12 protein-coding genes are annotated in these 14,374 nt (G+C 69.0%); 6 read left to right on the top strand and 6 right to left on the bottom strand.

Annotated elements, in window-relative coordinates:
• Window positions 1-52: 52 nt before the first annotated feature.
• The 3 genes from yidC to rpmH all read right to left on the bottom strand — a co-directional run bounded on the left by yidC (window position 53) and on the right by rpmH (window position 2,541).
• Window positions 53-1,897: a membrane protein insertase YidC gene (gene yidC, locus ACT541_RS05030; RefSeq protein ID WP_476134763.1), complete on the bottom strand. Its 1,845-nt coding sequence runs from the start codon at window positions 1,895-1,897 to the stop codon at window positions 53-55.
• Window positions 1,894-2,322: a ribonuclease P protein component gene (gene rnpA / locus ACT541_RS05025; protein WP_476134762.1), complete on the bottom strand. Its 429-nt coding sequence runs from the start codon at window positions 2,320-2,322 to the stop codon at window positions 1,894-1,896. Before rnpA ends, yidC begins: the two co-directional genes overlap by 4 nt.
• A gap of 84 nt (window positions 2,323-2,406) precedes the next feature.
• Window positions 2,407-2,541 (bottom strand): 50S ribosomal protein L34, encoded by a 135-nt coding sequence (gene rpmH, locus ACT541_RS05020; protein WP_476134760.1) that lies wholly within the window; start codon window positions 2,539-2,541, stop codon window positions 2,407-2,409.
• A gap of 324 nt (window positions 2,542-2,865) precedes the next feature.
• Here rpmH and ACT541_RS05015 point away from each other — a divergent pair, with 324 nt between their 5' ends.
• Window positions 2,866-4,368, top strand: coding sequence for a sensor histidine kinase (locus ACT541_RS05015; RefSeq protein ID WP_476134759.1), 1,503 nt, complete (start codon window positions 2,866-2,868; stop codon window positions 4,366-4,368).
• A 150-nt stretch (window positions 4,369-4,518) separates the two neighbouring features.
• Window positions 4,519-5,466, top strand: a complete 948-nt coding sequence (locus ACT541_RS05010; protein WP_476134757.1) for a sugar-binding transcriptional regulator — start codon at window positions 4,519-4,521, stop codon at window positions 5,464-5,466.
• Here ACT541_RS05010 and nosD read toward each other — a convergent pair.
• The 3 genes from nosD to ACT541_RS04995 form a co-directional block, all read right to left on the bottom strand.
• A complete protein-coding gene (gene nosD, locus ACT541_RS05005) occupies window positions 5,411-6,715 on the bottom strand; it encodes a nitrous oxide reductase family maturation protein NosD (protein ID WP_476134756.1) in 1,305 nt (434 codons plus the stop codon). The two genes, ACT541_RS05010 and nosD, sit on opposite strands and share 56 nt — an antisense overlap.
• Window positions 6,716-6,885: 170 nt before the next feature.
• A complete protein-coding gene (locus tag ACT541_RS05000; protein WP_476134755.1) occupies window positions 6,886-7,530 on the bottom strand; it encodes a CoA transferase subunit B in 645 nt (214 codons plus the stop codon).
• A gap of 13 nt (window positions 7,531-7,543) precedes the next feature.
• Entirely contained in the window at window positions 7,544-8,248 is a 705-nt protein-coding gene (locus ACT541_RS04995) for a CoA transferase subunit A (RefSeq protein WP_476134753.1), read from the bottom strand.
• A gap of 302 nt (window positions 8,249-8,550) precedes the next feature.
• Between ACT541_RS04995 and ACT541_RS04990 the strand changes: the two genes are divergently transcribed.
• From ACT541_RS04990 to ACT541_RS04975, 4 genes are all read left to right on the top strand, one after another.
• Window positions 8,551-10,956 carry a Tex family protein gene (locus tag ACT541_RS04990; protein ID WP_476134752.1) on the top strand — a complete coding sequence of 802 codons (2,406 nt, stop codon included), beginning with the start codon at window positions 8,551-8,553 and terminating at the stop codon, window positions 10,954-10,956.
• Between the two features lie 319 nt (window positions 10,957-11,275).
• Entirely contained in the window at window positions 11,276-13,075 is a 1,800-nt protein-coding gene (locus tag ACT541_RS04985) for an NAD(P)H-dependent oxidoreductase subunit E (protein WP_476134750.1), read from the top strand.
• 10 nt (window positions 13,076-13,085) lie between these two features.
• Window positions 13,086-13,805: a 2Fe-2S iron-sulfur cluster-binding protein gene (locus ACT541_RS04980; RefSeq protein WP_476134748.1), complete on the top strand. Its 720-nt coding sequence runs from the start codon at window positions 13,086-13,088 to the stop codon at window positions 13,803-13,805.
• Window positions 13,806-13,810: 5 nt separating this feature from the next.
• A complete protein-coding gene (locus ACT541_RS04975) occupies window positions 13,811-14,374 on the top strand; it encodes an NADH-quinone oxidoreductase subunit B family protein (RefSeq protein WP_476134747.1) in 564 nt (187 codons plus the stop codon).

The following is a 14,374-nucleotide window of genomic DNA, read 5'->3' as shown; positions in this document are numbered from 1 at the left end:
TCCTCGCCGGTGCCTCATGCGACCATCGACGTCTTCCCCCGAACGGATCGCCTCACGCCTTGCCCGGCGCCTTGCTGAACATCCCCTTGACGTTGTCCCAGAGTTCCACCTTCACGCCGTTCTTCGACATGATGTACCACTGCTGGGCGATCGACAGGAGGTTGTTCCAGGTCCAGTAGATCACCAGGCCGGCCGGCATCGACGCGAGCATGAAGGTGAAGAGGACCGGCATCCAGTCGAACATCATCTTCTGCGTCGGATCCGGCGGCGGCGGATTGAGCTTCATCTGGACGAACATCGTGACGCCCATGATCAGCGGCCAGATGCCGACCATCAGCATGCTCGGCGGCGTGAAGGGAATCAGGCCGAACAGGTTGAACAGCGACGTCGGATCGGGCGCCGAGAGGTCGTGGATCCAGCCGTAGAACGGCGCCTGACGCATCTCGATGGTGATGAAGATCATCTTGTAGAGCGCGAAGAACACCGGGATCTGGATCAGGATCGGCAGACAGCCGGCCAGCGGATTGATCTTCTCGCGCTTGTAGAGCTCCATCAGCGCCTGCTGCTGGGCGGTGCGGTCGTCCTTGAAGCGCTCCTGCAGCTCCTTCATCTCGGGCTGCACCTTCTTCATCTTGCTCATCGAGTCGTAGGACTTGTTGGCAAGCGGGAAGAAGACGGCCTTGACGATCACCGTCACGATGAGGATGGCGATGCCGAAGTTGCCGACGAGATGGTTCAGGAAGCTGATCAGGTGGAACAGCGGCTTGGTCAGGAAGTAGAACCAGCCCCAGTCGATCAGACGGTCGAAGCGAGCGATGTCGAGCGCCTTGGCGTAACCGTCGACCGCGCCGACCTCCTTGGCACCGGCGAAGAAGTGCGTCGTCGCGGCGACCTCGGCACCGGCGGCCAGCGCCACGCCGTCGGCCAGCATGAAGGTGCGATAGACGTCGGGCTGGTTGCCGACGGCGGGCGTCGCGGCGAAGCGCGGCTGCACCGAGACGGCCTTCTGCGGGATCAGCGCCGCGGCCCAGTACTTGTCGACGAAGCCGATCCAGCCGCCGGCGACGCGGGCGGGCTCGATCTTCAGCTTCTCCTTGAGGTCCTTGTAGGAAACCTCCTTCAGGCCCTCGTCGCCGAAGACGCCGATCGCGCCCTCGTGGAGGATGTAGTAGCCCGAGGTCGTCGGCGTGCCGAAGCGGGAGAGCGCCGAATAGGGGTAGAGCGTGGTGGCGCGGTCGCCGGTGTTCTTCGCCTTGTCGGTGACGGTGAACATGTAGCGGTCGTCGACGGCGATGGTGCGCTCGAAGGTGATGCCCTCGCCGTTGTCCCAGGCGAGCACCACCGGGGTCGACTGGGTCAGCCTGTCGTTGCCCTTGACGGTCCACCGGGTCTCCGGACCCGGAACCTTGACCGGGGCGCCGGCATCCGCCAGCCAGCCGAAGTCGGCGAAATAGGCATGCTCGGCGCCGGCCGGGTTGAGCAGCGCGATCTCCGGGCTCTTCGGATCGATGGTCTCGCGGTACTTGCGGAACGAGACGTCGTCGATGCGGGCGCCGACCAGCGAGATCGAGCCCTCGAGCGTGTCGGTCGTGACCTTGACGCGCGGCGTCTGGGCGAGCGCCTGATCGCGGGTCAGCGCAGAACCGACCACCGCGTTGCCGACGGCACCGGCGACGGCGGGCGTGGCACCCGGTCCGACCGGGGTGGCGGCCGGCGCACCGGCCGGCGCGGCGGTCGTGCCGGCGGCGGCCGGGTTCGCCGCCTGGCGAGCGGCCTCGGCGACCTGCTGCTCGTGGCGCTGGGCCTCCATGCGCGGCGCGGCGACGAAATACTGCCAGCCGAGCAGGACCATGATCGAGAGCGCGATCGCGACGATGTAGTTCTTGTTGTCGGTCATCCGGCGGATCCAGGGGTTTCGTCGCCGCGGGGAAGAGCGGCGGGCGTTTCGGCCGAGGCGGCCGGCGCGGAGATCTCGGCGAGAGCCCTGCGGGCGAGGGCCTTGCGGCCTTGAGCGAAGGCGCCGACGAGGTCGGCACGCAGCGTCGCGAAGGAGAGCTCGAGGCTCTCGCGGCGTCCGATCAGGACGTGGTCGTGGCCCGGCCGGGCCACGCGGTCGGCCTCGAGGCGCAGCGCCTCGCGCAGACGGCGGCGGACGCGATTGCGGACGACCGCGTTGCCCACCTTCTTGGTCACGGTGAAGCCGCAGCGCGGCTCCGCCTTGTCGTCTTCGACCGCGAGGGTCTGCAGAACGAAGCCGCGCCGAGCCGACCGCTGCCCCTTGGCGACGGCCAGAAACTCGGCGCGTTTCTTCAATCTGCGCATCGCGTCCCGGTCCTCGAGCTGCGAGCGCTCAGGCTCGATGCCTCGCGCCGCGGCGGGCGGGCGCGGACGGTCCGCTCGGCCGGATCAGGCCGAGAGACGCTTGCGGCCGCGAGCGCGACGACGGTTGATCGCCAGACGGCCGCCGACGGTGGCCATGCGCGTACGGAAGCCGTGGCGGCGCTTACGCACGATCTTGGAGGGCTGATAGGTGCGCTTCATGGGTCGTCGCCGCCTCGAGAGCGGCCCCCTTCAACTACGAGTGGCCTCGCCCGCCCCGAGGGGCGAACACGATGGGTTTGGGAAGCCCTTCCGCCGTCCGATCCCGTGGGAAGCACGAAATCCGACCGCTACCGACGACGACGACGCCGACGATGGACGCGCGCCCTTGCGCGGCCCGAAGGGACAGGTGTCCCGGTCGAGGGGGCTTATAGGTGGCGAAGGGCGATGCTGTCAACGCGAAGCGCGATCCACGGCTGCGATTTCCTGCCTTTTCGCCGCCACGACGCAAGATTAGCATGTCCGTTCGCGAAGGACGGAGCGACCATGGCGCGCACCGGGGAAGACGACACCACGGAGGAGACGGCCGCCGCGCACCCGGCACGCGGGGGTATGCGGCTGACCTCGAAGCTGGTCGCCCTGACGCTGCTCTTCGTGGTGGTCGCCGAGATCCTGGTCTTCGTGCCGACCATCGCCCATTTCCGCGTCAATCGCCTGCAGGAGGCGATCCGGCGCGCCGATCTGGTGGTGCTGGCGCTGTCGGGCACCAGCGATCTCGACCGCGGCGTGCAGAACCGCCTGCTCACCGAGATGAAGGCCTCGGTGATCTCCGTGCGCCAGGGCAACGTGCGCCGCCTCGTCGCCAATTCGGAGACGCCACCGGCCCGGATCGACGCCGTCCTCGATCTCGATCGGCCCGACGTCCTGCAATGGTCGATCGCGGCGATCGGCATGCTCGTCGACGACCGCGAGGAGACGCTGCGCGTCCTCGGCGCGCCGGGGCCGAACGGCGAGGTGATCGACCTCGTGATGTCGTCGACGCCGATCCGCGCGGCGACCATGCGCTTCGCCACCAACGTGTTGTGGGTCTCTGTCGGCCTCCTGGCGATCGTCTCCACCGTCGTCTTCTTCGTGCTGCGCCACATGTTCCTGCGGCCGCTCGGACGGATGACGCGGGCGATGGCGCGGTTCGCCGAAGACCCCGAAGACACCGATCGGATCATCCGCCCGAGCCCGCGCGACGACGAGATCGGCGACGCCGAGCGCCGGCTCGCGGCGCTCCAGGCCCAGGTCGCCGGCTCGCTCGGACAGAAGAAACATCTCGCCGATCTCGGCGTGGCCGTCTCCAAGATCAACCACGACCTGCGCAACATGCTGGCCGCCGCGCAGCTCGTCACCGACCGCCTGCTCGCCATCCCCGATTCCACCGTCCAGCGCTTCGTGCCCAAGCTGGTCGCCACCCTCGACCGCGCCATCGGCTACTCCCGCGCCGTGCTCGAATACGGGCGCACCGGCGAGGCGCCGCCGGCCCGGCGCCTCGTCTCGGTGCGCCGTCTCGCCGAGGACGTCGGGGAGATGCTGGGGCTCTGCCGCGAGGGCGAGGAGTGCTGCGACGAGTGCGGCATCCGCTATCTGATCGACGTCGAGCGTGGGCTGGAGATCGACGCCGACCCCGACCAGATCTTCCGCGTCCTGCTCAATCTGGTGCGCAACGCCCGCCAGGCGCTCGAATCCGACGACGACCCCACCGTCGTCCGCCGCATCGTCGTCTCCGGCCGGCGCGAGGGGACGGTGGTGACGCTCGCGGTCCGCGACACCGGGCCGGGCGTGCCGGCGCGGGCGCGCGAAAACCTCTTCCGTCCCTTCCAGGGCGGCGTGCGCAAGGGCGGCACCGGGCTCGGCCTCGCCATCTGCGCCGAGCTGGTGCGGGCCCACGGCGGCACCATCGAACTGGCGACCGGTGGTGTCGGCGCGACCTTCGAGATCGCCATCGCCGATCGCGTGATCGACCTCGCCCACGTCGACCGCCGCCGCCGTTCGCCCTCGTGACATCGTCGAAATGCGGAACGAACTACCGCTCGAGGTGCGTAAGTCACCTCGAGGGAGGGCGAAAGGACGCGCCTCGAGCGGTGCTTACCCCTGTGCCGGCGCAATTTCGTGTGTTATCGAATTTCTTTCACATCACGCTTCAGAGACGTCATGGCCCGGCATCGAAGAGACGACGAAACGATTCTGCGCATCGCCCAGATGCGTTACGATCAGCGCCTTCCGCAGAACGAGATCGCCCGCGCTCTCGACATCTCCGAATCGACCGTCAGCCGCGCCCTGAAGGCGGCGATGGATCTCGGCTTCGTCGAGATCCAGATCTCGCCGACCGGCCTGCGCGACTTCTCCCTCGAGCGCCGCCTCACCGCCGCCTACGGCATCGACCTCGCGGTCGTCGTCCAGCCGCGTTCCGGCGGCACCCAGACCGCCGACGTGCTCGGTCGTGCCGTCGCCCGCGTCATCGAGGAACGGGCCCAGGCGGGTGCCGTGATCGGCGTGTCGGACGGCGACACCGCCGCCGCGGTCGCCGCCGCGGTGCGCCGGGCGCGCTCCACCGACGTCGACGTGGTGTCGCTGATCGGCGGCGTCGGCGCGCCGCAGATCCCGTCGCATTCGAGCGAGGTCTGCCGCACGCTCGCCAACGGTCTCGGCGGTCGCGCCTGGCAGCTGCCGGTGCCGGCGATCGTCGACAGCGCCGAAGCGGCCGCCCACCTCAAGGCGACCTCGACGGTCGGCGCCGTCTTCGACCTGATGGGCCGGGCCAATCTGGCGCTGGTCGGCATCGGCGCCATCTCGCCCTTCGCCTCGGTGTTCCGCCACGGCGTGATCCCGGGCGAGAAGACCGAGGCGATCGCCGCCGCCGGCGCGGTCGGCACGATCTGCGGCTGGTTCTTCGGCCCGCGCGGCGAGCTGATCTCGACCGAGTTCGACGACCGCACCCTGTCGGTCGCCCCCCGCGTGCTCCAGCGCACCCCGCTGCGCCTCGGCGTCGCCATGCATGCCGTCAAGGCGCCGGCGATCCGCGCGGCGTTGGTCGGCGGCTGGGTCAACGCGATCGGTCTGGATTCGGAGACGGCGGAAGAGCTGCTGCGGATCCGCTGATCTTCGGCGTCTCGTCGACCAGCAGCAGGCGCGGTTCGACGAAGGGGGCGAGGCGCTCGACGAAGTCGACGAGCGCCACCGCCGGGCTCGCCCGGAAGAGCTGGGCCGCCGGCACGTCCATCCACAGCACGTCCGACCACGCCCACACCTCGTGCGGGGTGTCGCCGATCCCGTCGCCGTCGCGATCGAAGCCGACGAAACCGTCCCAGGCATTGCCCCGCCAGACGGCGCGCCGCGCCGTGCCGCCGCCCTCCACCGCGACGTCGGCGTGATTGCCGTCGAAGCGGTTGGCCTCGAAGCGGTTGCCGACGAGGTCGGAGTGGAAGGTGATCGCCGTGCCGTTGAAGGCGATGCGGTTGGCGAGGAAGACGTTCTCGGCCTCCGGATCGGTCGGCGAGGCGTCGAGATAGAGCCCGCGGGCCGAGGCGAAGAGGTCGTTCTCGATCACCCGGATGCGGTTGGAATCCTTGAGCAGGATGGCCTGCCCCGCGACGTCGCGGCCCGAACGGACGGCGTTGCGGGCGATCGTCACGTCGTTGGAGCCGATCGCCATGACGCCGACGGCATTGCCGAAGAAGCGGTTCTCGACGAGCTCGGTGCCGTCGCCGTAGAGCAGCAGCGCGCCGTAGCGGCTGTCGGTCACCCGATTGGCACGCACCCGATTGCCGACCGCCTGGACGGCGACGCCGTCGCGCACGCCCGCGATGTCGTTGTCCTCGACCAGATTGCCGGTCGAATACCAGATGCGCACGCCGTCGCCGCGGCGGGCTTCCGGCAGGTCCTGCGAGCCGATGCGGTTGCGGCGGACGATGTTGGCGTCGGACTGCTGGATGCGGACGCCGTAGAGGCAGTCCTCGATCACGTTGTCCTCGACCAGCGCGCGCTTCCCCTCGAGGGCGATCGCCGCATCGATGCCGTCGTTGCGGTCGCCGGAGCGGGTGAAGTGCAGCCCGACGATCGCCACGTCGTCGGCGCGGACCGTCAGGATGGTGCCGGAGCGCCGCCCGTCGACCATCGCCCCTGCCCGCCCCTCGATCCGCATCGGCCGATCGACCAGCGCCGGACCGACGTGGAAGCCGGCCTCGAGCACCAGCGTGCCGCCGGTCGGCGTGGTGTCGATCAGTTGCTGCAGGCGGATGGGCGTCAGCGGATGGGCGCGCGGCACGGCGATGCCGGCGGCGAGCACGAGGAGAACGCCGAACGCGATGCGCGCCGACGGTCGCGACCGATCGTTTCGTCCAGCCAGCATGCTCTTCCCTCGCTCGACGGGAAGAGTGCCCGCGTGGACGACCGCGCGCCTCGACATCGGTCAAGTCGGCGAGGGAATGAAATTCCACGTCATCCGGCCCATCCCGGCGACAGACGAAACGGGCGGCCCGAAGGCCGCCCGCCGCATCCGTTCGTCTCTCGCCGAACCGCTCAGTCCTCGACGTCCGAGAAGTCGAGCGGCACGCCGGTGGCGCCGGTGAGATCCGAGATGGTGACGCCCGGCGCCATCTCGATCACCTTGAGGCCCTTGTCGGTCACGTCCATCACCGCGAGATCGGTGACGATGCGGTCGACCACACCCTCGCCGGTCAGCGGCAGGGTGCATTCCGGGACGATCTTGTGCACGCCGCCCTTGGCGACATGCTCCATCAGCACGATGACGCGCTGGACGCCGGCGACGAGGTCCATCGCGCCGCCCATGCCCTTGACCATCGAGCCGGGGATCATCCAGTTGGCGAGGTCGCCCGACTTCGACACCTGCATGGCGCCGAGAATGGCGAGGTTGACGTGGCCGCCGCGGATCATGCCGAAGCTGTCCGCGGAGGAGAAGAAGGAGGCGCCGGGCAGCGCCGTCACGGTCTGCTTGCCGGCGTTGATCAGGTCGGCGTCAACCTCGTCGTCGGTCGGGAAGGGACCGATGCCGAGCAGGCCGTTCTCCGACTGCAGCCACACGTTCATCCCTTCCGGGATGTAGTTGGCGACCAGCGTCGGCAGGCCGATGCCGAGGTTCACGTAGAACCCGTCCTGCAGTTCACGGGCGGCACGCGCCGCCATTTCGTCACGCGTCCAGGGCATGGGGCGTCTCTCCTCAGGCGGGCTTGCGCGTGGTGCGCTGTTCGATGCGCTTCTCCGGCGTCGCGTTCAGGACGAGACGCTGCACGAAGATGCCGGGGGTGTGGATCTGGTCGGGGTCGAGACTGCCTACCGGCACGATCTCCTCGACCTCGGCGATGGTCACCTTGCCGGCGGTCGCGCACATCGGATTGAAGTTCCGCGCGGTCTTCCGATAGATCAGGTTGCCGGCCTCGTCGGCCTTCCAGGCCTTGACCAGCGCCACGTCGGCGACGATGCCGCGCTCCATCACGTATTTGCGGCCGTCGAACTCGCGCACTTCCTTGCCGTCCGCCACCACGGTGCCGACACCGGTCGCGGTGAAGAAGGCCGGGATGCCGGCGCCGCCGGCGCGCAGACGCTCGGCGAGCGTGCCCTGGGGGGCGAACTCGAGTTCGAGCTCGCCGGAGAGATACTGCTGGGCGAAGAGCTTGTTCTCGCCGACGTAGGACGAGATCATCTTCTTGATCTGCCGCGTCTCGAGCAGCAGGCCGAGGCCGAAACCGTCGACGCCGGCGTTGTTGGAGACGCAGGTGAGGCCCGTCACGCCGGTGTCGCGCAGGGCGGCGATCAGCGCCTCGGGAATGCCGCAGAGGCCGAAGCCGCCGACCGCGAGCGTCTGGCCGTCGGCGACGACGCCCGCGAGCGCGGACGCCGCACTCGGATGGATCTTGTTCGTCATGGAACCCCGTCTTCTCGTGTGATGGACCACGGAACGGACGCGGGACGGCTCGAAAGGACGAACGTCGCGGCCCGGTCGAATCGGTTCGACCCGGGTCGGCGCGCCTCCCTTCGCTCTCCTCCCCCTTCGTCTCCCGGCTCAAGATAGCCGGGCCTTCCGGCGAGCGAAACCCTCCACCGCCTCGAACTTCGGTCGGGGACGGCGGGGGCTCGTCGTGGAGAACGACGCGGGAAAGGCGATCGGGTCTCGCCTCGTGACGGCGTCCGCCTTAAGTTCCCTGCCCGACCACAAGGAGACCGACCATGGCCAACGCCCTCGACCCCGCCGTCGCGACCCGCATCACCGCGGCGATCGCCGCCGAGATCGGTTGCCGACCGCAGCAGGCGCAGGCGGCGATCGATCTCCTCGACGAGGGCTCGACGGTTCCCTTCGTCGCGCGCTACCGGAAAGAGGCGACCGGCGGTCTCGACGACGGCCAGCTGCGCACGCTCGAGGAGCGGCTCGGCTACCTGCGCGAGATGGAGGCCCGCCGCGCCGCGGTGGCCGAGAGCATCCGCGCCCAGGGCAAGCTCGACGACGCGCTCGCCGCCCGTCTCGCCGCCGCTTCGACCAAGGCCGAGATCGAAGACCTCTACCTGCCCTACAAGCCGAAGCGGCGCACCCGCGCCGAGATCGCCCGCGAGCGGGGGCTCGGACCGCTCGCCGAGACGATCCTTTCCGATCGCTCGGTCGACCCGAAGGTGCTGGCCGAACGCTTCGTCACCGGCGAGGTCGCCGACGTGAAGGCGGCGCTCGACGGCGCGCGCGACATTCTCGCCGAGCAGTTCGCCGAGAACGCCGATCTGGTCGGCCGTCTGCGCGGCCACATGCAGGCGCGCGCCCGGCTGCGCGCCAAGGTCGTGGCGGGCAAGGAGGCGGCGGGCGAGAAGTTCGCCGACTATTTCGATCACGTCGAACGCTGGGCCGAGGTCCCCTCGCACCGCGCGCTCGCCATGCTGCGCGGTCGCAACGAGGAGGTGCTCGACCTCGAACTCGAGGTCGACGCGGATACGACCGATCCGGTGAAGCCGGTCGAGAAGATCGTCGCGGATGCCTTCGCGATCCCGGTGCCGACCGCGGCGCGGGTGCTCGCCAAGGCCGACGCCTTCCTCTTCGACGTGGCGCGCTGGTGCTGGCGGGTGAAGCTGTCGCTGTCGCTCTCGGTCGAGCTGATGGGCACGATGCGCGAGAAGGCGGAGGAAGAGGCGATCCGCGTCTTCGCCGCCAATCTCAAGGACCTGCTGCTCGCCGCACCCGCCGGCACGCGGGCGACGCTGGGGCTCGACCCCGGCATCCGCACCGGCGTCAAGGTGGCGGTCGTCGACGCGACCTCCAAGGTGGTCGCCACCACCACGGTCTATCCCTTCCCGCCGCGCCAGGACGTCCAGGGCACGATCGCCACGCTGAAGCATCTGATCCAGAAGCACCGCGTCGAGTTGGTCGCCATCGGCAACGGCACGGGCAGCCGCGAGACCGATCGCCTCGTCTCGATGCTGATCGGCGAGATGGCGCCGCCCAAGCCGATCAAGGTGGTGGTGTCGGAGGCCGGCGCCTCGGTCTACTCCGCCTCGGCGCTGGCCGCCGCCGAGATGCCCGATCTCGACGTCTCGCTCCGCGGCGCCGTCTCGATCGCGCGGCGTCTGCAGGACCCGCTCGCCGAACTCGTCAAGATCGAGCCCAAGGCGATCGGCGTCGGCCAGTACCAGCACGACGTCGACCAGACCCGCCTCGCCCGCGCGCTCGACGCGGTCGTCGAGGACGCGGTGAACGCCGTCGGCGTCGACCTCAACACGGCGTCGGCGTCGCTGCTCGCCCGCGTCTCGGGCCTCGGCACGGCGCTCGCCGAAGCCATCGTCGCCCACCGCGACGCCAACGGGCCGTTCCGCAATCGCAAGCAGCTGCTCGACGTCGCCCGGCTCGGCCGCAAGACCTTCGAACAGGCGGCGGGCTTCCTGCGCATCCGCGACGGCGACGAGCCGCTCGACGCCTCTTCCGTCCACCCGGAGGCCTATTCGGTCGCCAAGCGCATCGTGAAGGACTGCGGTCGGGATCTCCGCTCGCTGATGGGCGACGCGACGGCGCTGAAGGCGCTCGATCCGCGCAGGTTCATCGACGAGACCTTCGGTCTGCCCACCGTGCGCGACATCATCGCCGAACTCGAGAAGCCCGGCCGCGACCCGCGCCCGGCCTTCAAGACCGCCGTCTTCGCGGAGGGCGTCGAGAAGATCGAGGACCTGAAGCCCGGCATGGTGCTGGAAGGCACCGTCACCAACGTCGCCGCCTTCGGCGCCTTCGTCGACATCGGCGTCCATCAGGACGGGCTCGTCCACGTCTCCCAGCTCGCCGATCGCTTCGTCAAGGATCCGCGCGAGGTGGTGAAGGCCGGCGACGTGGTGAAGGTCCGCGTCGTCGAGGTCGACGCCCGGCGCAAGCGCATCGGCCTCACCATGCGCAAGGACGACGGCGGCGCCCGCATGGGCGCGCCGGGCGGCCGTTCCGAAGGGGCCGGCGGACGGTCCGCCGCACCCGCCGCAGGCCGCGACGATCGCGGCCGGGGTGCGACGCCGGGGCCCGATCGCGGCCGCGGCCGCGACGGCGGAAACGCCGCCGGAAACGCCGCGCCGGGCGCTCTCGGCGCGGCTCTTCTCGATGCACTGCGGAAAAAGTGACGCCGCACGCCGGCGTCAACCGTCCGGCCGACACTTGCGTGCAAATCGTTTAGCGACACTTCGAAGCGGACACGTCGCTTCCAATGTCGTCTGCTGACATTTCATGGACGAAAGTCGCAGATCGCGACGCAGCCATCGCTCCCGATACCGCGTTGCGAAAGGAGAGTTCGGAGCGACGTCGTCAGACCAAAGTCTGATCTTTTCACTTCCACCGCGAAATGCGTCGGCGACACGGCTCGTCGGCGGTTGACGCAGATCAGCGACCCTGCGGCCTTTGCGGGGCATCACCGAGCGCTCCATTTCCGTGAAGGAGAGTCAGGTGACGAAGGCCGACAAAACCAGAAAGACGGATCTCGACGCCATTCTCGCCGCGCACGGGCGCGACGGAAGCCGTCTCGTCCAGATCCTGCGCGACGTCCAGGACATCGAAGGTTGGATCCCGCCCGCGACGGTGGCCGCGGTGGCGGAAGGCCTCGGGCTCGAGATCGGCGCCGTGCAGTCGACCCTCGAGTTCTACACCTTCTTCTACCGGACCCCGCGGGGACGCTACGTCGTCCTCTTCTCCGACAACATCACCGACCGGATGGCCGGCAACCAGGCGATCTTCGATCACATGGCCCGCCGCTTCGCCGTCGCGCGCGGCGAGGTCTCGGCCGACGGCCGCGTCAGTCTCGACTTCACCTCCTGCACCGGCATGTGCGACCAGGGTCCGGCGATCCTGGTCAACGGCATGGCCATTCCGGCGATGACACTGCGCAAGGCCGACCGGGTCTGCGATCTCATCCGCTCCGACGTGCCGCTCGCCGAATGGCCGCAGGACCTCTTCGTCGTCGAGCACAACATCCGCCGCGCCGACATGCTGCTCGGCTCCGACTTCGTGCCGGGTTCGGCGCTGAAGGCGGCGATCGCGCTCGGGCCGGAGGCCTGGCTGGCGGAAGTGAAGCGGTCGAACCTGCGCGGCCGCGGCGGCGCCGGCTTCACCACCGGCGTCAAATGGGAAGCCGCCAAGAAGGCCCCCGGCGACGAGCGCTTCATCGTCTGCAACGCCGACGAGGGCGAGCCCGGCACCTTCAAGGACCGGGTGCTGATGCAGTTCTACCCCGAACGCGTGTTCGAGGGCATGGTGCTCGCCGGTTGGGCCACCGGCGCCCGCCTCGGCCTCGTCTATCTGCGCGGCGAGTACCTCTATCTGAAGGCGCCGCTCGAGGAGAAGCTGTCGGAGATGCGGGCCGGCCGCCTGCTCGGCAAGTCGGTGGCCGGCGTCGCCGGCTTCGACTTCGACATCGAGATCCACATGGGTGCCGGCGCCTACATCTGCGGTGAAGAGACGGCGCTGATCGAGAGCCTCGAGGGCAAGGCGGGGCGTCCGCGCATCCGCCCGCCGTTCCCGGTCACCTGCGGCTACAAGAACAAGCCGACGGTGGTCAACAACGTCGAAACGCTGTGCAAGGTCACCGAGATCGCGCTGCAGGGCGGTGCCGCCTACGAGGGCTACGGCACCAAGCAGTCGACCGGTACGAAGATCCTGTCGGTCTCCGGCGACGTCGAGCGCCCCGGCATCTACGAGTATCCCTTCGGCGTGCGCGTCAATCAGGTGCTCGAGGACGCCGGTGCCCGCAACACCCGCGCCGTGCAGATCTCGGGTGCCGCCGGCACCTGCCTCGGCCCGCGCGAGTTCGGCCGCCGTATCGCCTTCGAAGACGTGCCGACCGCCGGTTCCTTCATGGTGTTCGGCGAGCGTCGCGACATGTTCGAGGTGGCGCGCAACTTCGCGCATTTCTTCGAGCACGAGAGCTGCGGCTTCTGCACGCCGTGCCGGGTCGGCACGACCATCCAGGCCAAGCTGATGGACAAGATCGCGGCCGGTCACGGCACGCAGTACGAGATGAGCGAGCTCACCCATCTGCGCGAAGTGATGAAGGCGGGCGCCCATTGCGGTCTCGGCCAGACCGCCGGCTCGGCGATCGCCGACACCATCGGCAAGTTCCGCGAGGACTACGAGAAGCGCCTCGCGCGCAAGGACTTCGAGCCCTCTTTCGACCTCGACGCGGCGCTCGCCAGGGCGCGTGCCGTGACCGGTCGCGAGGACGCCGACAGCCACATGCTCGACCACGCCTGAGGAGGGAACGATGAGCGAATATGAAACCTTCCTCCTCGACGGCCGTCCGGTTCAGTTCGAGCGGGGGCAGTCGATCCTCGAGGCGGCGCTGAAGTCGGGGCACTTCATCCCCAACCTCTGCCATCACCCCGAGTTCAAGCCGCACGGCTCGTGCAAGCTGTGCACCGTCAAGGTCAACGGCCGCTTCGTCTCGGCCTGCACGGTCAAGGCGATGCCGGGCCAGGAAGTGGCCTCCAACACGCCTGAGCTCAACGGCAATCGCCGCGTGCTGCTGCAGATGCTGTTCGTCGAGGGCAACCACTTCTGCCCCGGCTGCGAGAAGAGCGGCAACTGCAAGCTCCAGGCGCTCGCCTACGACCTTGAAATGCTGACGCCGCACTACGAGCACTTCTATCCGGTCCGCGGCATCGACGCCTCGCACCAGGACGTGGTGATCGACTTCAACCGCTGCATCATGTGCGAGCTCTGCGTGCGTGCCTCGCGCGACATCGACGGCAAGGACGTCTTCGCGCTGGCCGGCCGCGGCACCGAGAGCCACATCGTGATCAATTCGCCGACCGGCAAGCTCGGCGACACCGACTTCGCCCTCTCCGACAAGGCGGCGAGCATCTGCCCGGTCGGCGCGATCCTGCCCAAGCGGGTCGGTTTCGCCGTGCCGATCGGCGAGCGCATCTACGACGTCGACGCGATTTCCACCCAGGCCGAGAAGCGGGCCACCGAGGAGGCGTGAGTCCAATGTTCCATGTCCCCCCCACCGTCCGCAAGACCAAGGTCCGGATCGCCACGACGTCGCTGTCGGGCTGTTTCGGCTGCCACATGTCGCTGCTCGACATCGACGAACGCCTGCTGGCGCTCGCCGAGATCGCCGAGTTCGATCGCTCGCCGATCACCGACATCAAGCACTGCGGCCCGGTCGACATCGCCATCGTCGAAGGCGGCGTCGCCAATGCCGAGAACGTCCACGTGCTGCGCGAGTTGCGCGCCAACGCCAAGGTCCTGGTGGCGCTCGGCGCCTGCGCGGTCAACGGCGGTCTGCCGGCGCAGCGCAACCACCTCGACGTCGGCGAGTGCCTGAGCCGCGTCTATTCCGATCGTGCCGGCAACGGCATGGGCACGGTGCCGAACGATCCCGAGCTGCCGCTGCTGCTCGACAAGGTCCACCCGATCAACGAGGTGGTCCGCGTCGACTACTTCATCCCCGGCTGCCCGCCGTCCGGCGACGCCATCTGGAAGTACCTGACCGATCTCATCGACGGCCGCATTCCGCGCCTCGAGCACCCGATGCTGCGCTTCGATTGA

The sequence above is a fragment of the Pinisolibacter sp. DMC100 genome (genome assembly GCF_056313705.1).
This window is presented reverse-complemented; position numbering and strand designations above follow the sequence as displayed.

Excerpts from the sequence above, each read along its gene's own strand:
- yidC (WP_476134763.1), bottom strand. The coding sequence starts at position 1,897 with ATGACCGACAACAAGAACTACATCGTCGCGATCGCGCTCTCGATCATG.
- rnpA (WP_476134762.1), bottom strand. The coding sequence starts at position 2,322 with ATGCGCAGATTGAAGAAACGCGCCGAGTTTCTGGCCGTCGCCAAGGGG.
- rpmH (WP_476134760.1), bottom strand. The coding sequence starts at position 2,541 with ATGAAGCGCACCTATCAGCCCTCCAAGATCGTGCGTAAGCGCCGCCAC.
- ACT541_RS05015 (WP_476134759.1), top strand. The coding sequence starts at position 2,866 with ATGGCGCGCACCGGGGAAGACGACACCACGGAGGAGACGGCCGCCGCG.
- ACT541_RS05010 (WP_476134757.1), top strand. The coding sequence starts at position 4,519 with ATGGCCCGGCATCGAAGAGACGACGAAACGATTCTGCGCATCGCCCAG.
- nosD (WP_476134756.1), bottom strand. The coding sequence starts at position 6,715 with ATGCTGGCTGGACGAAACGATCGGTCGCGACCGTCGGCGCGCATCGCG.
- ACT541_RS05000 (WP_476134755.1), bottom strand. The coding sequence starts at position 7,530 with ATGCCCTGGACGCGTGACGAAATGGCGGCGCGTGCCGCCCGTGAACTG.
- ACT541_RS04995 (WP_476134753.1), bottom strand. The coding sequence starts at position 8,248 with ATGACGAACAAGATCCATCCGAGTGCGGCGTCCGCGCTCGCGGGCGTC.
- ACT541_RS04990 (WP_476134752.1), top strand. The coding sequence starts at position 8,551 with ATGGCCAACGCCCTCGACCCCGCCGTCGCGACCCGCATCACCGCGGCG.
- ACT541_RS04980 (WP_476134748.1), top strand. The coding sequence starts at position 13,086 with ATGAGCGAATATGAAACCTTCCTCCTCGACGGCCGTCCGGTTCAGTTC.
- ACT541_RS04975 (WP_476134747.1), top strand. The coding sequence starts at position 13,811 with ATGTTCCATGTCCCCCCCACCGTCCGCAAGACCAAGGTCCGGATCGCC.